Here is a 25,889-nt window from a genome sequence, read left to right as displayed (position 1 = left end):
AAAAAAATCTGCTGATACCGGGCCGGCTGCCAAGCCGATCCGGCGGGTTTAATGAAAATTCTGCTTCAAGCCGCGTCAAGCCTTGCCGTGGCGCCGGCGATAACCTTCGAGGAAGCTGGCGATGCGCCCCATGGAATCGGCCAGGTCGTCGGTATTCGGCAGGAACACCACGCGGAAATGGTCCGGCGTCGGGCAGTTGAAGCCGGTTCCCTGGACAATCAGCACGCGCTGCTCGGCCAGCAATTCGTAGGCGAAATCCTGGTCGTCGCTGATCGGGTACATCTTCGGATCGAGGCGCGGGAACATGTATAGCGCAGCCTTCGGCTTGACGCAGGTGACGCCCGGGATATCGGTCAGCAATTTATACGCCATGTCGCGCTGGCGCGTCAGGCGGCCGCCCGGCCCCACCAGGTCGTTGATGCTCTGGTAGCCGCCCAGCGCGGTCTGGATCGCATACTGGCCCGGCGCGTTGGCGCACAGGCGCATCGACGCCAGCATGTTCAAGCCCTCGATATAGCCCTTGGCATGTTTTTTCTCGCCCGACACCACCATCCAGCCGGCGCGGTAGCCGCAGGAACGATAGTTTTTCGACAAACCGTTGAAAGTGATGAACAGCACGTCGTCGGCCAGCGCCGCCAGCGAGGTGTGGGTCTCGCCGTCGTACAGCACCTTGTCGTAGATCTCGTCGGCAAAAATGATCAGCTGATGCTGGCGCGCCAGGTCGACGATCTGCTGCAACAGCTCCACCGGGTACAGCGCACCGGTCGGATTGTTCGGGTTGATGACGACGATCGCGCGGGTGTTGCTGTTGATTTTCTTCTTGATGTCTTCGATATCAGGGAACCAGCCGGCCTGCTCGTCGCAGACGTAATGGCGCGGGGTGCCGCCGGACAGGCTGACCGCCGCGGTCCAGAGCGGATAGTCGGGCGCCGGCACCAGGACTTCATCGCCTGTGTTGAGCAAGGCGTTCATGCTCATCACGATCAGTTCCGAGGCGCCGTTGCCCAGGTAGATATCGTCGATCGTGACGCCCTGGATCTTTTTTTGCTGGCAATAATGCATCACCGACTTGCGCGGCGCGAACATGCCCTTGGAATCGGTATAACCGGAAGCGTTGCCCATGTTGAGGATCATGTCTTGCACGATTTCATCGGGCGGCTCGAAACCGAACACGGCCAGGTTGCCGATGTTCAGCTTGATGATCTTGTGGCCTTCTTCTTCCATTTGCCGCGCTTTTTCCAGCACGGGTCCACGGATGTCGTAACAGACATCGTCCAGTTTTTTCGATTTTTGAATCGGTCGCACAGCGCAATCCCCTGTATTTTACGCAACATTATCCAGCATTAAAAAGCTGTCTGGAAAATTGGGTTATCGTCACACGCGGGTCAGTGCGCCGCAACAAATGCCTGCAACAACCCCTTGTAAGGGCGCTCCACGCTATTTCACGACTTTTCAGACAGCTTTTCGGCAGTGCACAATCCACCGCCCGAACCACCCATTCTGCCGAAAGCGTGAGGTTTTATCAATCAATACCGCAAGTTCCTGGACGGAAAACGCTACAATGCAGCACTTTATTTTCCATTTCCTGGGAATTTGCACATCGTCTGCGGTCTATCCTTTGGTTCAGCTAAGTATTCGTGGATAGGATCAACCCCTCAACGTGTAAAGATAATGCAATGAAGCTACATACCACCCCGACCCAACAGTACCAGACAGTCACGGCCTACGACGACAAGGGCGTGGAAATCAACGCCGTCCGCTACGAACATAGCCTGCTGGTGCTGCCGGAAGCTGCGCCGGTGCCATGGCCGGTGAGCGGCTTCGATGCCCTCCATGCCGAACATTTCGCGCATATAGACAGCACCCGGCCCGATGTCGTGATCCTCGGCACCGGCGCGCGCCAGCGCTTCGTCCATCCGAAGCTGACCAGCGTGCTGACCGCGCGCCGCATCGGCGTCGAATGCATGGATAACAAGGCTGCCTGCCGCACCTACAACATCCTGATGGCCGAGGGGCGCAAAGTCGCCCTGGCCCTGATTTTCAATACCGACGAGGAAACCGCCCAAGATGCGTGAACTGCATAAATCAAAAACTTTCGCCTGGCTGTTGTTCCTGCTGTTCTGCATCATCTGGTTTTACATGCTCGGGGCGCGCACGCTGGTGCCCACCGATGAAGGCCGCTACGCCGAAATGGCGCGCGAGATGGTCGCCACCGGCGACTGGATCACCCTGCGCCTGAACGGCCTCAAGTACTTCGAGAAACCGCCGCTGCAAACCTGGATGAACGCCCTCACCTTCGAGCTGTTCGGCCTGGGTGAATGGCAAGCGCGCTTGTGGACCGGCTTGTGCGGTTTGCTGGGCGTGGTATTGGTTGCGTTCACCGGCACCCGCATGTTCTCGGCCCGCATCGGCTTCTACGCAGCGCTGGTGCTCGGCTCCAGCTTCCTGTGGGCCGGCCTCGGCCACATCAATACGCTGGACATGGGCTTGTCCGGCATGATGACGATTTCCCTGTGCGCCCTGCTGCTGGCGCAGCGCGGCGACATCAGCCATGCCGAACAGCGCAACTGGATGCTGCTGTGCTGGGCCGGCATGGCGCTGGCGGTATTGTCGAAAGGCTTGATCGGCCTGCTCCTGCCCGGCGCGGTGCTGGTCCTGTATACGCTGTTTTCGCGCGACTGGCCGATCTGGAAACGCCTGCACCTGGTATTGGGCCTGATCCTGTTCTTCCTCATCACCACGCCATGGTTTGTCCTGATCTCGCTGAAGAATCCCGAATTCCCGCAATTCTTCTTCATCCACGAGCAATTCCAGCGCTTCACCAGCAAGATCCACAACCGCTACGGCCCGCCTTATTACTTCGTTCCCATCCTGGTATTGGGTATCGTGCCTTGGCTGGGCGTCCTGTTCCAAAGCTTGTGGAACGGTGCGCGCGAACAGAATGCTGCGTCGGGTTTCCAGCCGAAAAAGATGCTGCTGATCTGGAGCGTGTTCATTTTCGTGTTCTTCAGCATTTCCGATTCCAAGCTGCCGTCCTACATCCTGCCGATCTTCCCGGCGCTGGCGCTGCTGATCGCCTGCCACCTGGATAACGCCAGCAACAAGTCGGTGCAGGCTTCGGCGCTGTTGCTGCTGGCGCCGGCCGCGATCGGCCTGGTCCTGTCGCACAAGATCCCGAACCTGGCCAAGGATGCTTACAGCCTGCCCTTGATGCAGGCCCACGTGCCTTGGGTGTTCGCCGCATCGGCAGTCGCTTTCGCGGGCGCCGTCGCGGCCCTGCTGCTGGTGCGCCGGCAGCGCGAATGGGCCATCGTCGCCCTCGCCGCCAGCGGCTTCATCGGCGGCCAGCTGCTGATGTACGGCCACGATCCGCAAGGACGCTACTCGGCGGGGATCGACCTGGTGCCGGCCATCAATGCCGAAATGACGCCGCAAACCACGCTGTACGTGGTCGGCAAATACGAGCAGGCGCTGCCGTTCTACCTGCGCCGCACCATGACCATGGTGCAGCACATGGACGAGCTGGAATTCGGCATCGGCCAGCAGCCGGAGCTATGGATTCCGACCATCGATGCGTTTGTCGTCAAATGGACGGCCGATCACGCTGCCGGCAAGAAGGACATCGCCATCATCCGCCCGGAAAACTACCGCGAACTGGAACAGCGCGGCGTGCCGATGCGGGTCATCGGCCAGGATCCGCGCCGCGTGGTGGTGACCAACCAGGGAATTGCTGCTGCTTCGCCTGCGGCATCCACAACAACCGCACCGTAACCCGCCACGCATATGAATATCACCACTTTTGCCTTCATCCTCGGCGGCGTCTGCCTTAACGCCGTCGCGCAGCTGCTGCTGAAGGCCGGCACCAATGCGGTCGGCGTGATCCACCTGACGCCGCAGAACTGGCTTGCCACCGGCATCAAGCTGGCGACCCAGCTGCCGATCCTGGGCGGCCTGGCTTGTTATGTCATCTCGGTAGGGGTCTGGATCATCGGCTTGTCGCGGGTCGACGTCACGATCGCCTATCCGATGCTGTCGATGGGCTACATCATCAGCGCCGTCGGCGCCTGGTACTTCCTGGGAGAAGCGGTTTCGATGCAGCGCCTGCTGGCAATCGGCATCATCATCGTCGGCGTGGTATTGCTGACACGCAGCTAACCAGTGCATCACGACTTTCCGTCAAACTTACATCGGATTTCAAAACCAACATGAGCCAACAACCTTTCCTGCCGTTTGCCAAACCCACCATCGACGAAGCCACGATCGCAGCGGTCGGCGACGTCTTGCGCTCCGGCTGGATTACCAGCGGCCCCAAGGTGCAGGCATTCGAAGCGCAATTGTCGGAGTATTTCGGCGGCCGGCCGGTGCGCACCTTCAATTCCGGCACCTGCACCATGGAAATCGCCTTGCGCATCGCCGGCATCGGCGCCGGCGATGAAGTCATCACCACGCCGGTTTCCTGGGTCGCCACCGCCAACGTGATTATCGAAACCGGCGCCACGCCGGTGTTCGCGGATATCGATCCGGTCACCCGCAATATCGACCTGGCCCAGGTCGAAGCCGCCATCACGCCGCGCACCAAGGCCATCATCCCGGTCTACCTGTCGGGCCTGCCGGTCGACATGGACCGCCTCTACGCGCTGGCTAAAAAACATGGCTTGCGCGTGGTGGAAGACGCCGCCCAAGCCTTGGGCTCGACCTGGAACGGCCAGCGCATCGGCTCTTTCGGAGATTTTGCCTCGTTCAGCTTCCAGGCCAACAAGAACATCACTTCGTCCGAAGGCGGCTGCCTGGTGCTGAACAATGCCGAGGAAGCGCGCCTGGCGGAAAAATACCGCCTGCAAGGCGTGACCCGCAGCGGCTTCGACGGCCTCGATGTCGACGTCCTCGGCGGCAAATTCAACATGACCGACGTCGCCGCCGCCATCGGCCTCGGCCAGTTTGCCCATATCGAAGCGATCACCGCCCACCGGCGCGAACTGGCGCAGCATTATTTTGCCTGCTTCGGCAGCGATTTCGAGGCGAAACACGGCGCCCAGCTGCCGGTCGCCGACTTCGCCAACAGCAACTGGCACATGTTCCAGCTGGTGCTGCCGGAACGCCGGGACGGCAAACCGGCGCGCGCCACCTTCATGGAACAGATGCAGGAACGCGGCATCGGCATCGGCTACCACTACCCGGCGATCCACCTGCTCAGCATGTATCGCGCACGCGGCTTCAAGGAAGGCATGTTCCCGGTCGCCGAAAAGGTCGGGCGCCTGATCGTCTCGCTGCCAATGTTCAATGCCATGACGAAGAACGATGTCGAACGCGCAGTGTCCGCGGTAAAATCCGTGCTTCAATAAATTGAACGATCGCTTGATGAAACCAGAACTTTCCGTCGTCATCCCGGTATACAACGAGGAATCGGGCCTTCCCAAACTGTTCGAGCGCCTCTACCCGGCGCTCGACGCACTCGGCATCAGCTATGAAATCCTGTACGTCAACGACGGCAGCCGCGACAAGTCGGCGGCCATCCTGGCGGAACAGTTCCGCTTGCGTCCCGACGTTACCCGCGTAGTCCTGTTCAACGGCAATTTCGGCCAGCACATGGCGATACTGGCCGGTTTTGAAGCGACCCGCGGCGACATCGTCGTCACGCTCGACGCCGACCTGCAGAACCCGCCGGAAGAAATCGGCAACCTGGTCGCCAAGATGCGCGAGGGCTACGACTACGTCGGCTCGATCCGCCGCAAGCGCCAGGATTCAGCCTGGCGCACGGTCGCCTCCAAGGCCATGAACCTGCTGCGCGAAAGGATCACCGGCATCAGGATGACCGACCAGGGCAACATGCTGCGCGCCTATGGCCGCAACGTGGTCGACCTGATCAACCAGTGCCAGGAAGTCAACACCTTCGTGCCGGCGCTGGCATACACCTTTGCCCGCAAAGAGACTGAAATCGTGGTCGAGCATGAAGAACGCTCGGCCGGCGAATCGAAGTACTCGCTGTATAGCCTGATCCGCCTGAATTTCGACCTGGTCACCGGCTTTTCGATCATGCCTTTGCAGCTGTTCTCGCTGATAGGCATCGTGCTTTCCTTCGCTTCCGCGGCGCTGTTCTTCATCCTGGTCGCGCGCCGTTTCCTGTTCGGCGCTGAAGTACAGGGTGTGTTCACCCTGTTCGCGTTTGCCTTCTTCCTGATGGGCATGATCCTGTTCGGCATCGGCCTGGTCGGCGAATACGTCGGCCGGATCTACCAGCAGGTGCGGGCACGGCCGCGCTATGTAGTGCAAGCCATGCTGGAACAGCCGTCGGCGGACGACAAGCAGGCGTCATGAAAGCCGTCGTCTTTGCCTATCACAACGTTGGCGTGCGCTGCCTAAAAGTCCTGCTGGCGCGCGGCGTCGACATTGCACTGGTGGTTACCCACGAAGACAATCCGCAGGAAACCATCTGGTTCGAATCGGTATCGTCGCTGTGCCGCCAGCATGGCATTGCCAGCATCGCCCCGAACGATCCCGCTGCGCCAGAACTGCTGGCCCAGGTAGCGGCCCTGCAGCCGGATTTCATCTTCAGCTTCTATTACCGCCACATGCTGCCGGTTGCCCTGCTGGCGCTGGCAAAACACGGCGCTTACAACATGCACGGTTCGCTGCTGCCGAAATACCGCGGCCGGGTGCCGATCAACTGGGCGGTACTGCATGGCGAAACCGAGACCGGCGCCACCCTGCATGAAATGGCGGCCAAGCCGGACGCCGGCGCCATCGTGGCGCAAACCTCGGTGCCGATCCTGCCCGACGATACCGCCTACGAAGTATTCGGCAAGGTCGTGGTTGCCGCCGAGCAGACGCTGTGGCAGGTGTTGCCTGCCATGCTGGCCGGCAATATTCCCCGGTTGCCGAACGACCTGGCGCAAGGCAGCTATTTCGGCGGACGCAAGCCTGAGGACGGCAAAATCGACTGGAACCGGCCGGCGCAAGAAGTCTACAACCTGTACCGCGCAGTGGCGCCGCCTTATCCTGGCGCCTGGACTATTGTCAAAGAGCGCACGTTTATCGTCGGAAAAGCCTATTTATCGGCCAAACTGGTGGAAAACCTGCCGGCAAATTTGCCTCGGGGCTTGGCGGTAGTGGATAATCGCATTGTTGGCGTCTGTGGCGATGGCCGCACGCTGTTGATTAACGAATTGCTGGCGGACGGCCAAACCGTGACGCCAGAAGCCTTAAAGAACATCCTTTTATAAAACCGGCTGCTTTGGCAGGCGGGGCGGTTTCAGTTTGTTTACCGCGCCCTGCCCGGCAAGAACTGCAGCGCTTGAAATTCCGTTTTGCGGAATGCCAATCCAACAACAATAGATCACTATGAAAAAAGTCCTCATCCTCGGCGTCAACGGTTTCATCGGCCACCACCTGTCCAAGCGGATCCTGGAAACCACCGACTGGCACGTCTACGGCATGGACATGATGACCGACCGTATCCGCGACCTGCTGGACAACGAGGCTTACAAGTCGCGCATGCATTTCTTCGAGGGCGACATCACCATCAACAAAGAATGGGTCGAATACCACGTCAAGAAATGCGACGTGATCCTGCCGCTGGTAGCGATCGCCACGCCATCGACTTACGTCAAGCAGCCGCTGCGCGTATTCGAACTGGACTTCGAAGCCAACCTGCCGATCGTGCGTTCGGCCGCCAAGTACGGCAAGCACCTGGTGTTCCCGTCGACGTCCGAAGTGTATGGCATGTGCCACGATGAAGAATTCGACCCGGAGCAATCCGAGCTGATCTGCGGCCCGATCAACAAGCCGCGCTGGATCTACTCTTGCGCCAAGCAGCTGATGGACCGCGTGATCTGGGGCTACGGCATGGAAGAAGGCTTGAACTTCACCCTGTTCCGTCCATTCAACTGGATCGGCGCCGGCCTCGACTCGATCCATACGCCGAAGGAAGGCAGCTCGCGCGTGGTGACCCAGTTCTTCGGCCATATCGTGCGCGGCGAGAATATCTCGCTGGTCGACGGCGGCCAGCAGAAACGCGCGTTTACCTACATCGACGACGGCATCGACGCGCTGATCAAGATCATCGCCAACAAGGACGGTGTCGCCAGCGGCAAGATCTACAACATCGGCAATCCGGTCAACAACTACTCGATCCGCGACCTGGCCGACATGATGCTCAAGCTGGCTGCGGAATATCCTGAGTACGCCGATTCGGCGAAGAAGGTCAAGCTGGTCGAGACCACTTCCGCCGCTTACTACGGCAAGGGTTACCAGGATGTGCAGAACCGCGTGCCGAAGATCACCAATACCTGCGACGAACTGAACTGGAAGCCGACCACCACCATGGCCGACACCCTGCGCAATATTTTTGATGCGTACCGCGGCCAGGTAGCCGAAGCACGCGCCTTGATGGACTAAGACCTACGTTGCCGCCCGCGCAAGCCACGACGCTGTTTCGTGCGTTTCGCGGGCGCTGTTTTTCCTATTACTGCCAGACCAGACAACTTGCCCCTCCTCACCTTAAAAATCGACGCCGACACCTATCGCGGCACCCGTGAAGGAGTACCGAACCTGGTGCGCCTGCTGAGCAAATACCAGGCACGCGCCACTTTCCTGTTCTCGCTCGGGCACGACCATACCGGCTGGGCCTTGAAGCAAGTGTTCCGGCCCGGCTTCTTCCAGAAAGTATCGCGCACCTCGGTGGTCGAACATTACGGCCTCAAGACCCTGATGTACGGCGTGCTGCTGCCTGCGCCGGACATCGGCAAGACGTGCGCGAGCTACATGCAGGCGGTGCGCGACGCCGGCTTCGAATGCGGCGTCCACACCTGGGATCACCGCGTGTGGCAAGACCATGTGCGGCAGCGCGGCGCCGAGTGGACCGCCCTGCAGATGCAGCGTTCGTTCGACCGCTTCACCCAGATTTTCGGCCAGGCGCCCAAGACCCACGGCGCCGCCGGCTGGCAAATGAATCCCCATGCCTTCGAGCAGCTGGAAAAATTCGGCATCGCTTATGCCTCCGATGGCCGCGCCATGCTGGCCGATGACGGCGCCCTGGCCGACCAGGCCGCCGGCCCGCATCGCCTGCAGGTCAACGGCAAGACGCTGGCATGCATACAGCTGCCGACCACCCTGCCGACGCTGGATGAACTGCTGGGCAGGAGTTTCGGCGGCGTAGAACTGACGCCGGCGAATATCGCCGCCCATATCCTTGCCCTGACGGCCTCGCCGCGCGATCATGTATTTACTCTGCATGCAGAGCTTGAAGGGCAAAAACTCGCCCCCATATTCGAGCAGTTGCTGCGGGGTTGGAAGGCGCAGGGCTATGATCTGGTCGCGATGGAAGACTATCATCGACACGTCAAAGACCGGCAATTACCCACGGTCCCTCTTGCATGGGCGGAATTGCCGGGACGATCGGGCGAAATGATCATGCAGGCAAGCAGCAGCTGATCAGCGTGTGCAGCAGGACCCTGATTGGCGACCGATTCATCATCATCTAATGAACAGGACAATACAGTGGCTGACCAACCTTCCATCACCAACATGACGGTGCCCGACTTCTCCGCAGCCATGACCGGCGGACAGACATTCAAGTTGTCGGACTATCATGGAAAAAACATAGTGTTGTATTTTTACCCCAAGGACAACACGCCTGGCTGCACCACCGAAGCCATGCAGTTCCGTGACCTGCACCAGGAATTCGAACAGAAAAACACTTTGGTATTTGGCATCAGCCGCGACAGCATTCGCTCCCATGAAGGTTTCAAAGCCAAACTGGGGCTGCCTTTCGACCTGATCGCCGACCCCGACGAAACGCTGTGCGCCATGTTCAATGTCATGAAAATGAAAAACATGTACGGCAAGCAAGTACGCGGCATCGAGCGCAGCACGTTTGTGATTGACGGCGTCGGCACATTGGTGAAAGAATGGCGTGGAGTGAAGGTGCCATCGCATGTTGAAGAAGTATTGGAGTTTGTAAGTCATTGAATTCAAAAAAAATAATTTTGGAAGCCGTTTGCGGAAAAGGCCTGAGGGCCTTCCCAAACGGCTTTTTTACTTTTTAATTTGTGTTTTGTTAGCCAGGCCGCTTCATTCCTGATGTTTTTTAAATATATTTAAGTCGTACCCGCCGTAGCCTCACCCGTTTGGTCCGGTTCGTGTTATCACCAAAGCGAACACTTTTTTCATCTTTAAAGCGAGGTTCTGATGCCCTTACCAAAATTACCGACCAAACCCGCTGCTTTACTCTCCGTTCAAGATTACCCAAAAGCGGAAGCCGGCAAAGCCGTCAAACCACGTATCGCCGTCGTTGAACCGATTACCCGTAACAAGGAAGTTGCTCCGCAAGCCCGCAACAAACCAGTAGAAAACCGCAAGACCGACAAGGCCCCCGCAGAGAATTCGCGTGCCGTTGCCGACAAACCTGCAAAGCCGGCCGACAGCCGGCCGAAATCGAGCACCAGCCGCGCCGCCGACAAATCCGGCACGACCAAGCTGTTTGTGCTGGACACCAACGTGCTGATGCATGATCCGACCTCCCTGTTCCGGTTTGAGGAACACGACATCTACCTGCCGATGGTGACGCTGGAGGAACTCGACAACCACAAGAAAGGCATGTCGGAAGTTGCGCGCAACGCACGCCAGGTGTCGCGTTCGCTGGATGCATTGGTAGGCGACATCGTCGACGACCAGATCGACCATGGCATTCCTTTGTCGAAGCTCGGCAACAAGGACGCCAAAGGCCGCCTGTTCTTCCAGACCAAGCTGCAGAACGCAGACTTGCCTGAAGGCCTGCCGGTAGGCAAGGCCGACAACCAGATCCTCGGCGTAGTGCGCGGCCTGGAAGCCGAAACCCCGGGCCGTCCGGTGGTGCTGGTGTCGAAAGACATCAACATGCGCATCAAGGCGCGGGCGATGGGCTTGCCGGCGGAAGACTATTTCAATGACCATGTGCTGGAAGACACCGACCTTCTGTATTCGGGCATCCAGCAATTGCCGGACGATTTCTGGATCAAGCACGGCAAGGGCATCGAATCCTGGCAAGAAAACAAGCACGGCACCGGCTATACCTACTATCGCCTGAGCGGGCCATTGGTGCCGACGCTGCTGGTCAACCAGTTCGTTTTCATCGAACCGAAAAACGGCGAACCGGCGTTCTATGGACAAGTCACGCAGATCAACGGCAAGACGGCAGTACTGCAAACCTTGCGCGACTACGGCCACGCCAAGAACAGCGTGTGGGGCATCACCGCGCGCAACCGCGAGCAGAATTTCGCGCTGAACCTGCTGATGAATCCCGACTGCGACTTCGTCACCTTGCTGGGCCAGGCCGGCACCGGCAAAACCCTGCTGGCGCTGGCCGCCGGCTTGGCGCAAGTGCTGGAAACCAAGACCTACAACGAAATCATCGTGACCCGCGTCACGGTGCCGGTCGGCGAGGATATCGGTTTCCTGCCGGGCACCGAAGAAGAGAAGATGGGGCCATGGATGGGCGCCTTCGACGACAACCTGGAAGTGCTCAACAAATCCGATTCGGATGCCGGCGAATGGGGCCGCGCCGCCACCCAGGACCTGATTCGCTCGCGCATCAAGATCAAGTCGCTCAACTTCATGCGCGGCCGCACCTTCGTCAACAAGTTCTTGATCATCGACGAAGCGCAAAACCTGACGCCGAAGCAAATGAAAACCCTGGTCACGCGCGCCGGTCCGGGCACCAAGATCATCTGCCTCGGCAATATCGCCCAGATCGATACGCCGTACCTGACCGAAGGTTCGAGCGGCCTGACGTATGTAGTCGACCGTTTCAAGGGCTGGTCGCACAGCGGCCATGTGACGCTGGCGCGCGGCGAGCGCTCGCGCCTGGCCGACCATGCCAGCGACGTACTGTAACAAGATGGCCTGAACGGCGGCGCAGCGATGCGCTTGCCGGATGGCAGAACGGGTGCAATTCAATTCCGGTTGAATTGCACCCGTTTTATTTGATAATGCAATTTGATGATGTGACATCCCGCCATTTTCCGTGAAGAAAGCCGCCAATGAAACTCGCTATCGTCTCCGACATTCATGCCAACATCTGGGCGCTGGAAGCCGTCCTGGCGGACATCAGCAAACAAGGAGCGGACCTGGTCGTCAACGCCGGCGACATCCTGTCCGGCCCGCTGGAGCCTTCGGCCACCGCGGACCTGCTGATGTCCTTGCAGCTGCCCACCATCCGCGGCAACCATGAACGCCAGCTGCTGGACTGCGAACAGCGTCCGGGACACCCCAGCGACCAGTTTGCCTTCGAGCACACGACACAGGCGCAACGCGACTGGATCAGGGGATTGCCTGCCACGCTCGCCATCTCGGACGAGATTTTCATGTGCCACGGCACGCCGGCCAGCGACCTGGTGTATTTCCTGGAACAGGTCGACCAGCAAGGCTGCCGCCTGGCCGAAGCGGCGGACATCGAAGCCCATGCGGCCGGCATCAGCCACAGCCTGATCATTTGCGGCCATACGCACAAGCCGCGCGCCCATGCGATCTCCGGCGGACGCCTGGTGGTCAATCCCGGCAGCGTCGGCCTGCAGGCTTACGACGACGACCAGCCCTACTTCCACGCTATCGAAAACGGCAGCCCGCACGCCCGTTACGCAATCTGCGAAAAAGCCGCCCACGGCTGGAATGTCCGCCATGTCAACATCAGCTACGACCACCACAAGGCGGCCGCGACGGCGCTGAAGAACGGCCGGGCCGACTGGGCCGCGTGGCTGTCGACGGGAAGAATCCAGGCATAAAAAAACGGCGCATTTTTCAATGCGCCGCAACCTTAAGTCACTAATCTTCAGTTAAAACTAGAATGCCACAGGACGCCATTTAAGCAAACGTTTTTCCAGCGTCGTCAGCAAATAATCCGCTGCCAGGGCCACCACCGCCAGCACGATCATCGCCGCAAATACACCGCTGGCGTTGAAAGCGCCCTGGGCGGTCGAGATCAGCAAGCCGATGCCTTGCTTGGAGCCGAGGAACTCGCCGACCACGGCGCCTACCAGGGCAAAGCCGAAACTGACGTGCAGGCTGGCCAGGATCCAGCTCAGCGCGGAAGGGATCACCACCGACATCGTTACCTGGCGCGGCGAAGCGCCGAGGATCTGGGCATTGGCAATCATGTAACGGTCCGCTTCGCGCACCCCTTGGAATGCATTGCCGAACACGACAAAGAACACCATCACCACCGCCAGCGCAACCTTGGAAGCCATGCCCAGGCCCAGCGCAATCACGAAAATCGAGCCCAGCACTACCCGTGGAATCGAATTGGCAACCTGGATGTAGATGCTGAAGACATCCGATAGCAATTTGTTACGGCCCAGCAGGATGCCGCAGATTACGCCGGCGACCGAACCGATCAGGAAGCCGAGCACCGTCTCTTCCAGCGTCACCAGCACCTGGGTCCAGAGCGGGCCTTGCGAGGTCCCTTCCACGATCCAGTCATAGATCTGCACCACGATCAGCGACGGCTGCGAAAAGAAGAATGGATCTATCCAATGCAGCCTGGCCGCCAGCTCCCAGCCGCCCAGGGTCAGCACCAGGATGGCGACGCGCAGGGATATCACCAGCCAGTAGCGTTGCTTGATTTTTCGTTGCGCCTCTTGTTCGACGGTGGCCAGGCTGGCCGCGCTGAGTTTGTCGATTGCTTGTACTTGGTTCATATATTGCCTTTTTCCTTTCGCTTATGCGACATCCATATCTTCATAAGCGACGGTATGTAAATGGATGACTGCCTGTAATCAGCTGATGTGCACTTCTTCGCGCAGGTCGGCCCAGATCTTGCGCGAGATATCGATGAAGCGCTGTTCATAACGCACCTCCGACATCACACGCGGCCGCGGCAAGTCGATTTCATACACGCTCTTCAAGGTGGCCGGACGCGCGGTCAGCACGTAGACCTTGTCGGCCAGCGCAATCGCTTCTTCCAGGTCATGCGTGACGAACACCACCGAACCGGCCTGCGACGACCACAGCTGCAGCAGCTCGTCTTGCATCAGGGTGCGGGTCTGCATGTCGAGCGCGCTGAATGGCTCATCCATCAGCAGGATCTCGGGGCTGTTGATGAATGTCTGCGCCAGCGCGACGCGTTTGCGCATGCCGCCCGATAATTGATGCGGATAATGATTGGCGAATTTGTCGAGGCCGACGCGGCGTATCCACTCTTCCGCCAAGGCATACGCGGCATCTTTCGGCTTGCCGCGGAACAGCGGCCCGGCCGCCACGTTGTCGATCACGCTGCGCCAAGGGAATACCGCATCGTTCTGGAATACGAAACCGATGCGCGGGTCGATGCCGCTGACCGGCTCGCCCATGATGCGCACCTCGCCCACGGTCGGCTTGAGCAGGCCGGTAATCATGCTCAGCGTGGTCGATTTGCCGCAGCCGGTCGGTCCCACGACTGCCACGAACTCACCGCGCGCCACGCTCATGCTGAAATCGCGCAAGGCCACGGTGGCCTTGCCGTCAGGAGAGATGAAGCGGCATGAAACATTGCGCAGTTCGATGGCGGGCGTGTCCCTTAAAACCTGGGGCGCCGGCGAAGTTGCCGCAGGCGTGGCCGGTTGCGAGGCATGTGCTGCTTGAGTCATTTGAAATTCCTTTGCTATGCAGGCCGGAGCAATTCGCTGGACGCGGGTCTCCCCGCCTGGAAGCTGCGCTTCCGGCCTGCCGGATGGTTAAGCTTCGGCCTTACTTGGCCTGGCTGACAAACTCGTTGGTATAGGTCTTGGCAAGGTCGATGTGCTTGCCCTTGACGTTAGGATTGAAACCCGACAGCACCTGCAGCACGGTTTCCGGGCCGCCTGGCGGCATCTTGCCGTCGGCCGAAAACATCGGCAGGGAATTTTGCAGGGCCTGCACATACATCGGCTTGTTATTGCCGTAGTAATCCTTCGGCATCTTGTCGGCGATTTCGGCAGCGCTATGGGTGTTGATGAATTTCAGCGTCTTGACGAAAGCATGCGCCAGCTTGGCCGCTTCGGCCTTGTGCGCCTTCAGCCATGGGCCCTGGACGTACAGGCTGGAGGCCGGATACAGGCCGCCCAGCGCCTTGACCGTGCCTTCGACGGTGCGCATGTCGACCAGCACTGAAGCCTCGCCGGTCTTCAGCAGCTGCGACACGGTCGGCTCGGTGGTCATGCCGGCGTCGATGCGGCCTTGCTTGATGGCGACGATGAACGTATTGTCGGCGCCCACCGGCAACACCGAATACTGGCTGGAAGTGATGCCGGCCTTGGCTGCCAGGTATTGCGTCAGGAAATTGGTCGACGAGCCGAGGCCGGTCACGCCCAGCGTTTTGCCCTTGACGTCAGCCATGCTCTTGATGGTGGCGGCAGCCTTGGTCGACACCATTTCGACTTCGCCTGGAACCTGGCCGAAAATCGTGATCGCCGTGACTTCCTTGCCCTTGCTTTGCAAATCGATGGAGTGGTCGTAGAAGCCGACCACCGCTTGCACCGCCCCGGCCAGCAATTCATTTTCCGCATCCACGCCAGCCGGCTGCGATTGCAGCTCAACGTCCAGGCCCTCTTCCTTGAAGTAACCGAGCTGCTCGGTCAGCTTGGCCGGCAGGTAGATCATCTTGGTGATGCCGCCGACCATGATGGTGATTTTTCCTGAATCGGCCGCCATGGCCTGGCTGGCGCCAAGAACGCCGCTGCCAAGCAGTGCAGCGGAAAGCAGGGAACCGCGGATGAGGGTATGCATTGAGTTGTCTCCGTTTGTTTTTTTGGGATAATGACCGGATCCGCAGGACAGCATGCCATTGTTCCAGTCTTGGGCGTATTCTAGGATGCGCTAACTTTCATCCAGCTTTCCAAAACCGCCTTATTTAACTTGCAGTGCAACATAAAATGCTACGTAAGCAGCCACATCCATGAAACTACTCCTGATCGAAGACAATCCGCCGCTGGCGTTATGGCTCAGCAAGATTTTGAAGGAAGACAAATTCACCATCGACCTCGCCAGCGACGGCGAAGCCGCCGACCGCCTGCTGCAAAGCGAAAGCTACGACGTCGTGCTGCTCGACCTGCAGCTGCCGAAGATGAACGGCAAGAGCGTCTTGCGCCGGCTGCGCGAACGGCATAACAATGTGCCGGTCATGATCCTTACCGCCAGCGGCTCGGTCGACGAGAAAGTCGATTGCCTCGGCGCCGGCGCCGACGACTACCTGGTCAAACCGTTCGAGGTGCGCGAGCTGGTCGCGCGGATCAAGGCCCTGATCCGCCGCCAGACGCCCGACAAGGCGGCCGAAATGCATTGCGCCGACCTGCGCTACGACAGCAACACCCGGCAGTTCTCGATCGCCGGCCAGCTGCTGGCGCTGCCCGGCCGGGAACACGATGTGCTCGAAATCCTGATGCTAAAGCAAGGCAAGACCGTCTCCAAGACCGCCTTGATGGATGGCGTATTCGGCCTCGACGACGAACCCAGCGCCGACGCCATCGAAATCTACATCCACCGGCTGCGCAAGAAACTGGAACACTGCCAGGCCGCCATCATGACCTTGCGCGGACTCGGTTACCTGCTCAAACAGAAAGACGCCAATTGATCATCAGCCTGCGCCTGCGTTTGCTGTTATGGCTGCTGATTCCGCTGGCGGTGTTTGTCGCCATCAGCGCCATGCTTTCCTATCGCAGCGCGCGCCAGACCGCAGACCTGATCCAGGACCATGCGCTGCTGGCGTCGGCGCAAGTGATCGCCGGCGAGATCCACTGGCTGGACGGCGTACCGCATGCCAGCATCCCGCCGGCGGCGCTGGAGCTGCTGGTCTCGCCCAAGCAGGACCAGGTCTACTACCAGGTCATCACCGATAACGACAGCTTGCTGGCAGGCCGTCCCGATTTCCCGCAAGCGCTGCGTTTTCCCCTGGGCACCCCGGCGTTCAGCACCATCGACTACCACGGCCAGGTACTGCGCGTGGTGAGCCAGGTGCGCACCCTGTACAATGCTGGCCAGCTGCGCAAGATCGCCGTGCTGGTCGGCCAGACCACCGGCGCCCGCGACCAGATGGCGGCCGACCTGTGGCGCCCTGCCCTGCATCGCCAGATCGCCATGCTGCTGCTGGCCGCGGCGCTGGTGGTGATCGGCCTGAGCATGGAATTGCGGCCGCTGATGCATCTGAAAAACCAGCTGGCGGCGCGCGACGCGACCTCGCTGTCGCCGATCAAGGCCGGCCAGCTGCAGCTGGAGCTGAGGCCGATCGTCGAAGCCATCAACCAGACCATCCAGCGCCTCAACACGCAGGTGTCGGCGCAAAAGCGTTTTATCGCTGATGCCGCCCACCAGTTGCGCACCCCGCTCACCCTGCTCGATTCGCAAATCCAGTTTGCGCACCGCCTGAGCGACGAAAGCCGGCGCGCCGAAGTGCTGCAGGTACTGCAGGCGATGCAGGAGAGCAGCCGCAACATGACCGAACTGACCAACAAGCTGTTGCTGCTGTCGCAGGCGGAAGCCTCCAACACCACGGCCTTCCTGCGCCAGCCGGTAGACCTGCTGGCGGTGTCAGCCACGGTGCTGGAAGAAATCGTCGACCTGGCGCAGCGCAAGAATATCGACCTCGGGCTGGAGACAGCAATCGAGCATGCTTGGGTGATGGGAAACGAAGCTTTGTTCAGCGCCATGATGATGAACCTGGTCGACAACGCTATCCGCTATACCCCGGTGGACGGCAAGGTGACGGTAGCCATCGCGGCGAGTGACGGAGAGGTCGAGATCCGCGTCAGCGACAACGGTCCGGGCATCCCGGCCGAAGTGCGCGACCGCGTGTTTGAACGCTTCTTCCGCAATGCTGCTCCGGGACAGGACGGCACCGGCCTCGGCCTGGCCATCGTCAGGGAAATCGTGATTGCGGCGCAAGGCACGGTGACGCTAGGCATCGGCGAGCAGCAGCGCGGCCTGACGGTGCTGCTGCAACTGCCTGCCTGCGCCGCGCCAGGACCTGAACAACAATTCTAAAGTGTCGTCAGCAAGAAACTTTATTTTGCAGTATATTCTTGCCTAGGCAATGAATATTGAAGCAACAAGTCAAGCAAAACAAGTTGAAAAAATCGTGAGCAACCCACCCCCATTGTTCACTCTGGATACTTACCAGATTGAAGAAAGCATAGGCTACCTGCTGGCGCGTTCGCGCGCCATGCTGGTCAAGAGCTCCGATGAATCTCTGATGCAGTACGGAATCACCCATGCGCAAGGCGCCATCCTCCTGATGTTATCAACAGGAAAATATTCGACTGCCGCCGACCTGGCCCGCGAGACGTATACCGACGCCGCTTCCACCAAGCGCATGATCGACCGCCTGGTGGCGCGAGACCTGATCAAGCGCGAGCCCTGCGCAAATGACAGGCGCTTGATGAAGCTGCACCTGACGGCAAGCGGCGTGGAGTTGTCGAAACTGGTGCCGCAGGCGTTTTGCGGCGTGCTGAACAAGCATTTTTCGGAATTCAGCGCGGAAGAGATCGGCTTTTTGAAATCGATGCTCAGGCGACTGCTGGCAAGCAATGCGCCGCCAGAGAAAACACATTGACTATGCAAGATTAATTTATTCAATATTACTTTTAAACAAGCAGCAGTTCCCGGTAGTCTTTCTGCCTGTGGCCGCTCAACCAATCCGTCAAATCAACGCCGACATGAACTCTCTTCCATCTTCAGCCCGACGCAACCTGCCGAAACTCGGCGCCCAGCGTCTTGTGATCAGCGCCGCCGTACTATTGCTGGCGGCATGCGCCAACTTCAGCGGCATCCATAGCACCGCCAGCACCAACAACCCGGACGACTACGCCTCCTCCGCTTCCCTGCCGGGACAAGGCGGTTTATGGCCGGCCAGCTCTTGGGTAAACACGATCGGCGGCAGCCAGCTGCAGCAGCTGGTGGATGAAGCGCTGGCGGGCAATCCCAACCTGCAGGCCGCTGCAGCCCGCATCGGCGCCGCACGCGCCATGGTCGAGGCAGCCGGCGCCACCAGCAAGCCGCAAGTCGGAGCCAGCCTGTCGGCCACCCGCGAACGGTTTTCCGAGAACAGCATTTATCCGCCGCCGTTCGGCGGCATGTATGTGACGGATTATGAAACCGCGCTGAATTTCACTTACGACCTGGATTTCTGGGGCAAGCACAGCGCGCAGCTGCGCTCGGCCATTTCGCAAAGCAAGGCCGCGGAAGCTGAGCATTATGCGGCGCGCCTGGCGCTGACCGCCGGCATCTCGAAAGCCTGGCTGCAGCTGGGACGCCAGTACGCGCAACTGGACCTGACCAACCAGCAGCTGGTGCTGCGCGACAAGCTCGACAAGCTGACCCAGCAGCGCTTCGCCGCCGGCCTTGACACCCAAAGCGACAACCAGCAAAGCCGCCAGCAGGTAGCCGGCTTGCGCGCAGAACAGGCGCAATGGCAAGAAGCGATCGCACTGACCCGCAACCAGATCGCCGCGCTGATGGGCCAAGGTCCTGACCGCGGCCTGAAAATCGCGCCTCCGGCATTGCCGGCGGACGCCGCCATCGCCCTGCCAGACCAGCTGCCGCTCGGCCTGCTCGGACGTCGTCCGGACGTGGTCGCCGCCCGCTGGCAGGTAGAAGCTGCGCAGAGCGACATCAAGGTTGCCAAGACCGAGTTCTACCCGGATATCAACCTGTCGGCCATGGCCGGTTTTTCCAGCCTCAGCTTTTCGCAATTCCTGAACCACAGCAGCAAGGTGGTCGGCATCGGCCCCGCGATCCACCTGCCGATCTTTGAAGGCGGCGCGTTGCGCGCCCAGCTCAAGGGCCGGGTCGCCGCTTATGACGGCGCCGTGGCGACTTACAACCAGGCCTTGAACGATGCGTTCCATGAAGTAGCCGACAGCGTGCAGTCGCTGCAGGCGGCGGAAACCCAGGGCAAGAACCAGCAGGCTGCGGTAGATGCCGCCGAGCGCGGCATGAAACTGGCTGAACAGCGGCAGCAGGTGGGCACCGCCAACATGCTGCAGGTGGTAAGCACCCAGATTTCCTGGCTGGCGCAGCGCAAGCTTGAGCTCGATACGCGCGCCCGCAGGGCGGACCTGCGCGTCAACCTGATCAAGTCGCTGGGCGGCGGCTTTGACGCCGCGGCCGAAGGACTCAATCCGGCCGAAGCAAGCACAGGCACCGCCAGCCCGCAAGCAAACGCAGCTAACTGATCCATCAAATAAACCGTTCACTTATTGCGAAACCCGCATCATGACCACACCAAATCAAACCCCAGAAAATCCGTCCCCAGCTGCCGCTGCCCCGGCCCCGGCCGCCAATGGCAACGGCAAACGCCGCAGCCTGCTGATCGGCGTCACCATCGCCCTCATCATCGTCCTGATCGCTTATGGCATCTGGTGGTTCATCTATGCCCGCCACTACGAAAACACCGACGACGCGTATGTCGGCGGCAACGTGGTGCAAGTCACGCCGCAGGTAGGCGGCACGGTATTGGCGATCAATACCGACGATACCGAACTGGTGCAAGCCGGCAAACCGCTGGTGGAGCTGGACAAGGCCGACGCCAAGGTTGCGCTGGACCAGGCGGAAGCCCAGCTGGCGCAAACCGTGCGTCAGGTGCGCACGCTGTTCGTCAACAACAACGCCCTGGTTTCCAACGTCACCGCCCGTACTTCTGAACTGGACCGTGCCCGTTCCGACCTGGCGCGCCGCCAGCAGCTGATCAGCACCGGCGCCGTCTCCAAGGAAGAACTGGATCACGCCAAGGTCGCGGTGCAAGGCGCCGAAGCTGCATTGCAGGCCGCGCGCGAACAGCTGGCGTCGAACCGCGTGTTGACCGACCGCACTTCGGTCGAACAGCATCCGAATGTGCAAAACGCTGCCGCCCAGGTGCGCAATGCCTATATCAACCTGGCCCGCACCACTTTGCTGGCGCCGACCACCGGCTACGTCGCCAAACGCTCGGTGCAGGTCGGCCAGCGCGTCGCCGCCGGCACGCCGCTGCTGTCGATCGTGCCGCTGAACGCACTGTGGGTTGACGCCAATTTCAAGGAAGTGCAGATCAACAACATGCGCATCGGCCAGCCGGTGTCCTTGAAATCGGACCTGTACGGTTCGAAGATCGAATACCACGGCAAGGTGGTCGGCCTGGCGGCCGGCACCGGCTCTGCTTTCGCGCTGCTGCCGGCACAAAACGCCAGCGGCAACTGGATCAAGATCGTGCAGCGGATCCCGGTGCGGATTTCGCTTGACCCGAAGGATCTTGAAACCCATCCGCTGCGCATCGGCGTATCGATGGACGCCACGGTCGACATCGCCCAGACCGAAGGCACCTCGCTGACCGCAGGCACAGCGCGTACGACGCCGGCTTACACCACCGACGTCTTCGACAAGAGCGGCCAGGAAGCCGATGCACGTATCGCCAGCATCATCGCCGCCAATAACAATGCAGCTGCTGCACGCTAAGCTGCTGCCGCCTGCCCTGCCGGATGCCGTCGTCGCGGCGGCCTCCGGCGCGCGAACCCTTACCGGAATGCCTTCATGAGTTCCCCAAAACCAGCGATGCCCGCGCGGCCGCCATCGCAACCACTGCCGCCGCTGACCGGCGGCAAACTTGTCATGGGCACGGTGGCGTTATCGCTAGCCGTGTTCATGAACGTGCTCGATTCTTCTATCGCCAACGTTTCCATCCCGGCCATCTCGGGCGACCTGGGCGTATCGCCGCAGCAAGGCACCTGGGTCATCACTTCGTTTGCCGTCGCCAACGCTATCTCGGTGCCGCTGACCGGCTGGCTGACCCAGCGCTTCGGCCAGGTGCGCCTGTTCGTCACGTCGATCATCCTGTTCGTGCTGTCCTCCATATTGTGCGGCCTGGCTCCCAGCATGGAAGTGCTGATTGCCGCGCGCGTGCTGCAAGGCGCGGTGGCAGGACCGATGATTCCCTTGTCGCAGTCGCTGCTGCTCTCCAGCTACCCACCCTCCAAGAGCGGCATGGCCCTGGCCTTCTGGGGCATGACGACACTGGTGGCGCCGGTCATGGGGCCGCTGCTGGGCGGCTGGATTTCGGACAACTACACCTGGCCGTGGATTTTCTACATCAACATCCCGGTTGGCGTATTTGCCGCCTGGGCCACCTGGTCGATCTATCACAAGCGCGAGTCGGCAGTCTATAAGCTGCCGATCGATAAAATCGGCCTCGGCCTGCTGGTGATCTGGGTCGGTTCGCTGCAGATCATGCTGGACAAGGGCAAGGAGCTCGACTGGTTCAATTCCTCGACCATCGTGATACTGGGCGCAATCGCGCTGGTTGCCTTCATTTATTTCGTGATCTGGGAACTGGGCGACGATCATCCGGTGGTCGACCTGACCTTGTTCAAGGGCCGCAATTTCAGCGGCGGCGTGATCGCGATTTCGGTCGGCTACGGCCTGATGTTCGGCGGCCTGGTGATCCTGCCGCTGTGGCTGCAGACCACGCTGGGGTATACGGCGACGCTGGCGGGCGAAGTGATGGCGCCGGTCGGGATCTTTGCCATCATCCTGTCGCCGTTCATCGGGAAGATATTGCCGAAGGTGGATGCCCGCTGGGTCGCCAGCACGGCGTTCCTGATCTTCGCGGTAGTGTTTTTCCTGCGCTCGCAGTTCACTGAAAACGTCGACACCTTCACGCTGATGATCCCTACCGTGATCCAGGGCGCGGCGATGGCGATGTTCTTCATTCCGCTGACCTCCATCATCCTGTCCGGCCAGCCGCCGGAAAAGATGCCGTCGGCGGCCGGCTTGTCCAATTTCGTGCGGATCATGTTCGGCGGCATGGGCACCTCGATCACCAGCACCTTCTGGGACCGCCGCACGTCCCTGCACCATTCGCAGCTGACCGAATTCAGCGGTCCGCACAGCCCGGCATTCACCGAAGCGGTGCATAACCTGACCGCCCAAGGCATGTCGGAACCCGCGGCCTGGGCCACTGTCGAGCGCCTGATTACGGTGAAAGCCGCGACCCAGGGCGCCACCGATATTTTCTGGATCTCGGCGGTCTTGTTCCTGATGCTGATCGCGCTGGTGTGGCTGACCAAGCCTTCGCGCTCCAGTGTGCCGGCCGACGCTGGCGGCGCCCACTAAAGGACCGGATGCAGTTGTGAAAAGAGCGATACCGTCGTTGAGACGGCATCGCTCTTTTTTTATGCGCAAATCTTGCTTACCGCAGCGCGCCAAACTGTTGAACCGGGTTCACCAGAGATAACGCAAACCGAGAGTGACCCGGTTCACACGGTTATGCGATTCCGCCTGGTAGTCGTAGTCGGCGAACAGGTTCATGCGCGTCGAAGCGGCGTACGACAGGCTCAGCCCTGCCAGCACCGCATCGCGTCCCAGGTCCACGCCCTTCACCGTGAAATCGCTGCCCGGGGCGCCAATCAGGGTCGCCTGGTATTGCGCCTGGGCGTCCATGAACTCATGCATCCAGCGCAGCTGCGCGCCGAACGTCATGAACCCCGTGGACAGCGGCAGGTCCTGGCTGGCCTTGATGCCAAGGCTGCTGCGCAAGCTGTTCAAGGTAGTGCTGCGGGTGGACAATCCCAGGTTCTCGGCATCGGTTTCGGTGAAGCCGTCCTGGCGCAAGCGCGTGTAATGCAAGGCCGTGAACGGCTGCAGGACAAAACGTTCGTTCAGTTTGGCGCGATAGCCCAGTTCGCCGTAGGCGCTTGCCTGCTGGCCGTCATAGGAACTCTTGGCGCGCAGCGTGGAGCCGGTTCCGGTCAGCACGTCGCGCTGGATGTCGGTACGCTGTAGCGCGTAACTGGCGATCGCGTCGACATACAGCGGGCCTGGAGCGTAACTGGCATAGGCGCCTATCTTGTAGCTGTCGAGCTTGCCGTTGCCGTTGTAATCGTCGAAATCGGCGTTCAGGTGGGCATAATCGAAGCCGGCGCCGACTATCCAATCGTTACTGACCGCACGGTCGGCGCCGGCGCTGATGCCGCCGATCCGGTAACTCGCGCCGGAGGTGTCCGCGGTAGCGCTCAATTTACCGAAAGAGCCGTAGGGCCGCACCCATGCGCCGTTGTCGCCAGCCTTGCGCGCGCCCTCGCGCTGGGCGTCCAGGCGCATCGACAGCGCGCGGCCGAACAGGTCGTTTTCACGCAGGGCGAGTTGCGAGAAGGTAGCATGGACGCCGCCGGTGAGGCTGCCTACGGTAGCCTGCAACGCGGCTTTATCCAGCAAGTTGAGGGTATTGACCGTCTCCGCCAGCGCACCCGTGGCTACCGGCACGCCGGCTGGCGTCACTGCGGGCGGCGCCGGTTCCTGGGGCGTGGCCTGGGGCCGGCTGGCGTCGATGGCTTGCCCGATCGCGGCATTGTTGCCGCTGGTGACCACCGTCGCGATCGGCGCACGGGTAATCACCAGGTAGGCATTGCCGTTGTCATACGCCAGCGTTGGCGTCAGCAGCGCCGTTGCGTTCGCTTGCAGCTGGCCGAAAGTACCGGTGACGCCACCCGCGGCGGTGACAATCGGCAGCCGGACCTGGTCAGGATAAGAACCCGGCAGCATGGCCGCATTCACGGTTCCGCCTTGCAGGCTGGCAGTGCCGCCTACAGTCAGCAAACCGGCGGACACCGGCGACGCCTCGGTCTGGAATATGCCATTTGCCGCATGGGTGAAATTTCCCGTCACGGTCAGGCCGCCGCTGCCGTCGCCGGCGCCAGGATGCAGGGTGCCCTGGTTCAGCAGGTTGCCGGCAATCGTGCCGCCGTTGCCGGCCAGGGTTGCTCCGGAGGCGACGGTGGTTGCTCCACCCAGGCTGCCGGTGAGATTGAAGAGGCCGCTCTGGATTTGCGCAGTAGTGAAAACGCCGTTGCCGCTCCAGGTCCAGCTGTCGCCCTGCGCCTGCAAGCTGGCAAAATTCGTAAATGCATTCGAGGCCGTGCCCGATCCCTGCAGCACTACGCCGCTGCCGGCGTTGCCGCCGCCATTGGCAGCGCCGTTGATCACCGAACCGGTTCTCAATATCAGCGTATTGACGCCGGTGCCCATCGAAATCGCCGTGCCGGAGCCGCTCTGCAACAGGCCGGCATTGATGACGGTGCTGCTGCCGTTGAGAGTGCGCACCGCCGCGCCCTGCTGGCTGATGATCTGGCCGCCGGCCTGGTTCTCGATGCTGGCGGTAAAACTGGAGCCCACGGTATTGGAAAACACCGCGTCGGAACCGGTGCCTGAAGCGTTGATCGTGCCGCTGTTGACGAGCTTGTCGTTATTGCCCTGCATGTACACGGTAGGACTGCTGGCGCCGCTGGTTGACAGGCTGCCGCTGTTGGTCACCGCACCGCTACCGCCGAGGATGGAGATGGCGCGGGCGTTGCTGCCCGCGGTGGCAATCGTCCCTGAGTTGCTGATGGTGTTGTTCAACTGGCCAAGATTGGTCTGGCCCCAGGCGGCGGATATGCCGAATGCGTTGGGGCCGGTGGTGGAAATGGTGCCTTGGTTGATCAGCGTGTTGCCGCTGCCGTTGGCGGCCATACCGTCGTTGAAGGCGCCGGTGGTGCTGATGCTGGCCTGGGCGCCGTTGGTCAGCTGGTTGTTATTGTTCAAGCCGAGCAGCGCGGCGCCGCGGTTGCCGCCGGTGCCGCCGCCGCCGGTCAGGGTAATGCTGCCGCTGTTGCTGACCGTGCTCGAGGTATCCACCTGAAAACCGACCGGGCTGGCGCTGCGCGGAATATTGGCCACTACGCTGGAATCCAGCGTGACCGTCACGCCGGTGCTGCCGGCCTGCGCCGCAACCGGTGTGGCGACGGCGCCGGAACAGCTTACCGAAACGCCGCTGGCAGGCGCATTGCTGCTGCAGGCAGCGTGCGCCTGGGTAATCAAGGTTCCGGCAAATGCGATGACAACACCATTCATGCTTTTCTTGAGTGCTCGCTGCATGGTCCGCTCCTCAGTCAGTGCACAATGCATGT

The 25,889-nt window shown here is 60.7% G+C and carries 22 protein-coding genes; 17 read left to right on the top strand and 5 right to left on the bottom strand.

Going from position 1 to position 25,889, the window contains the following annotated elements:
* Positions 1 to 75: 75 nt before the first annotated feature.
* The gene (locus tag AC07RZ_RS05905) at positions 76 to 1,305 is read right to left on the bottom strand and encodes a pyridoxal phosphate-dependent aminotransferase (protein ID WP_144736775.1); all 1,230 of its coding nucleotides are present in this window, start codon (positions 1,303 to 1,305) and stop codon (positions 76 to 78) included.
* Positions 1,306 to 1,676: 371 nt separating this feature from the next.
* On the opposite strand from AC07RZ_RS05905, the gene AC07RZ_RS05900 reads away from it, so the two are divergent.
* The 11 genes from AC07RZ_RS05900 to AC07RZ_RS05850 all read left to right on the top strand — a co-directional run bounded on the left by AC07RZ_RS05900 (position 1,677) and on the right by AC07RZ_RS05850 (position 12,755).
* Positions 1,677 to 2,075 (top strand): Mth938-like domain-containing protein, encoded by a 399-nt coding sequence (locus tag AC07RZ_RS05900; protein WP_092393998.1) that lies wholly within the window; start codon positions 1,677 to 1,679, stop codon positions 2,073 to 2,075.
* Positions 2,068 to 3,771: a glycosyltransferase family 39 protein gene (locus tag AC07RZ_RS05895; RefSeq protein ID WP_494667254.1), complete on the top strand. Its 1,704-nt coding sequence runs from the start codon at positions 2,068 to 2,070 to the stop codon at positions 3,769 to 3,771. The genes AC07RZ_RS05900 and AC07RZ_RS05895 overlap by 8 nt, the downstream gene beginning before the upstream one ends.
* Positions 3,772 to 3,783: 12 nt before the next feature.
* Positions 3,784 to 4,155, top strand: a complete 372-nt coding sequence (locus tag AC07RZ_RS05890) for an EamA family transporter (RefSeq protein ID WP_092394004.1) — start codon at positions 3,784 to 3,786, stop codon at positions 4,153 to 4,155.
* 50 nt (positions 4,156 to 4,205) lie between these two features.
* Positions 4,206 to 5,342 carry a DegT/DnrJ/EryC1/StrS family aminotransferase gene (locus AC07RZ_RS05885; RefSeq protein WP_144736779.1) on the top strand — a complete coding sequence of 379 codons (1,137 nt, stop codon included), beginning with the start codon at positions 4,206 to 4,208 and terminating at the stop codon, positions 5,340 to 5,342.
* Positions 5,343 to 5,358: 16 nt separating this feature from the next.
* The gene (locus AC07RZ_RS05880) at positions 5,359 to 6,315 is read left to right on the top strand and encodes a glycosyltransferase (protein WP_144736781.1); all 957 of its coding nucleotides are present in this window, start codon (positions 5,359 to 5,361) and stop codon (positions 6,313 to 6,315) included.
* Complete coding sequence (locus AC07RZ_RS05875) at positions 6,312 to 7,220, top strand: formyltransferase (protein WP_494667253.1); 909 nt, start codon at positions 6,312 to 6,314, stop codon at positions 7,218 to 7,220. The genes AC07RZ_RS05880 and AC07RZ_RS05875 overlap by 4 nt, the downstream gene beginning before the upstream one ends.
* A 118-nt stretch (positions 7,221 to 7,338) precedes the next feature.
* Positions 7,339 to 8,394 (top strand): bifunctional UDP-4-keto-pentose/UDP-xylose synthase, encoded by a 1,056-nt coding sequence (locus AC07RZ_RS05870; RefSeq protein WP_144736785.1) that lies wholly within the window; start codon positions 7,339 to 7,341, stop codon positions 8,392 to 8,394.
* Positions 8,395 to 8,481: 87 nt separating this feature from the next.
* Positions 8,482 to 9,429, top strand: a complete 948-nt coding sequence (locus AC07RZ_RS05865) for a polysaccharide deacetylase family protein (protein ID WP_494667252.1) — start codon at positions 8,482 to 8,484, stop codon at positions 9,427 to 9,429.
* A 66-nt stretch (positions 9,430 to 9,495) separates the two neighbouring features.
* Positions 9,496 to 9,966: a peroxiredoxin gene (locus AC07RZ_RS05860; protein ID WP_494667251.1), complete on the top strand. Its 471-nt coding sequence runs from the start codon at positions 9,496 to 9,498 to the stop codon at positions 9,964 to 9,966.
* A gap of 219 nt (positions 9,967 to 10,185) precedes the next feature.
* Complete coding sequence (locus AC07RZ_RS05855; protein WP_342828476.1) at positions 10,186 to 11,868, top strand: PhoH family protein; 1,683 nt, start codon at positions 10,186 to 10,188, stop codon at positions 11,866 to 11,868.
* 146 nt (positions 11,869 to 12,014) lie between these two features.
* Entirely contained in the window at positions 12,015 to 12,755 is a 741-nt protein-coding gene (locus AC07RZ_RS05850; RefSeq protein WP_494667250.1) for a metallophosphoesterase family protein, read from the top strand.
* A gap of 57 nt (positions 12,756 to 12,812) precedes the next feature.
* Here the strand turns inward: AC07RZ_RS05850 and AC07RZ_RS05845 are convergent, their stop codons facing one another.
* From AC07RZ_RS05845 to AC07RZ_RS05835, 3 genes are all read right to left on the bottom strand, one after another.
* Positions 12,813 to 13,667, bottom strand: coding sequence for an ABC transporter permease (locus AC07RZ_RS05845; RefSeq protein ID WP_144736795.1), 855 nt, complete (start codon positions 13,665 to 13,667; stop codon positions 12,813 to 12,815).
* 78 nt (positions 13,668 to 13,745) lie between these two features.
* The gene (locus AC07RZ_RS05840; RefSeq protein ID WP_494667249.1) at positions 13,746 to 14,594 is read right to left on the bottom strand and encodes an ABC transporter ATP-binding protein; all 849 of its coding nucleotides are present in this window, start codon (positions 14,592 to 14,594) and stop codon (positions 13,746 to 13,748) included.
* A 100-nt stretch (positions 14,595 to 14,694) separates the two neighbouring features.
* A complete protein-coding gene (locus AC07RZ_RS05835; protein ID WP_144736799.1) occupies positions 14,695 to 15,711 on the bottom strand; it encodes an ABC transporter substrate-binding protein in 1,017 nt (338 codons plus the stop codon).
* A 169-nt stretch (positions 15,712 to 15,880) separates the two neighbouring features.
* Here AC07RZ_RS05835 and AC07RZ_RS05830 point away from each other — a divergent pair, with 169 nt between their 5' ends.
* The 6 genes from AC07RZ_RS05830 to AC07RZ_RS05805 all read left to right on the top strand — a co-directional run bounded on the left by AC07RZ_RS05830 (position 15,881) and on the right by AC07RZ_RS05805 (position 23,058).
* Entirely contained in the window at positions 15,881 to 16,555 is a 675-nt protein-coding gene (locus AC07RZ_RS05830; RefSeq protein WP_092394033.1) for a response regulator transcription factor, read from the top strand.
* Entirely contained in the window at positions 16,552 to 17,961 is a 1,410-nt protein-coding gene (locus tag AC07RZ_RS05825; RefSeq protein ID WP_494667248.1) for a sensor histidine kinase, read from the top strand. The genes AC07RZ_RS05830 and AC07RZ_RS05825 overlap by 4 nt, the downstream gene beginning before the upstream one ends.
* 94 nt (positions 17,962 to 18,055) lie before the next feature.
* Positions 18,056 to 18,529, top strand: coding sequence for a MarR family winged helix-turn-helix transcriptional regulator (locus AC07RZ_RS05820; protein WP_494667247.1), 474 nt, complete (start codon positions 18,056 to 18,058; stop codon positions 18,527 to 18,529).
* Between the two features lie 103 nt (positions 18,530 to 18,632).
* Positions 18,633 to 20,150, top strand: coding sequence for an efflux transporter outer membrane subunit (locus tag AC07RZ_RS05815; RefSeq protein ID WP_494667246.1), 1,518 nt, complete (start codon positions 18,633 to 18,635; stop codon positions 20,148 to 20,150).
* A 40-nt stretch (positions 20,151 to 20,190) separates the two neighbouring features.
* Positions 20,191 to 21,405, top strand: coding sequence for an HlyD family secretion protein (locus AC07RZ_RS05810; protein WP_494667245.1), 1,215 nt, complete (start codon positions 20,191 to 20,193; stop codon positions 21,403 to 21,405).
* A gap of 75 nt (positions 21,406 to 21,480) precedes the next feature.
* Entirely contained in the window at positions 21,481 to 23,058 is a 1,578-nt protein-coding gene (locus AC07RZ_RS05805; protein ID WP_494667244.1) for a DHA2 family efflux MFS transporter permease subunit, read from the top strand.
* A gap of 108 nt (positions 23,059 to 23,166) precedes the next feature.
* Here AC07RZ_RS05805 and AC07RZ_RS05800 read toward each other — a convergent pair whose 3' ends face one another.
* Positions 23,167 to 25,857 carry an autotransporter outer membrane beta-barrel domain-containing protein gene (locus tag AC07RZ_RS05800; RefSeq protein ID WP_494667243.1) on the bottom strand — a complete coding sequence of 897 codons (2,691 nt, stop codon included), beginning with the start codon at positions 25,855 to 25,857 and terminating at the stop codon, positions 23,167 to 23,169.
* Positions 25,858 to 25,889 lie beyond the last annotated feature (32 nt).

The organism is Collimonas sp. GW821-FHT07E08, from assembly GCF_059418905.1.
This window is presented reverse-complemented; position numbering and strand designations above follow the sequence as displayed.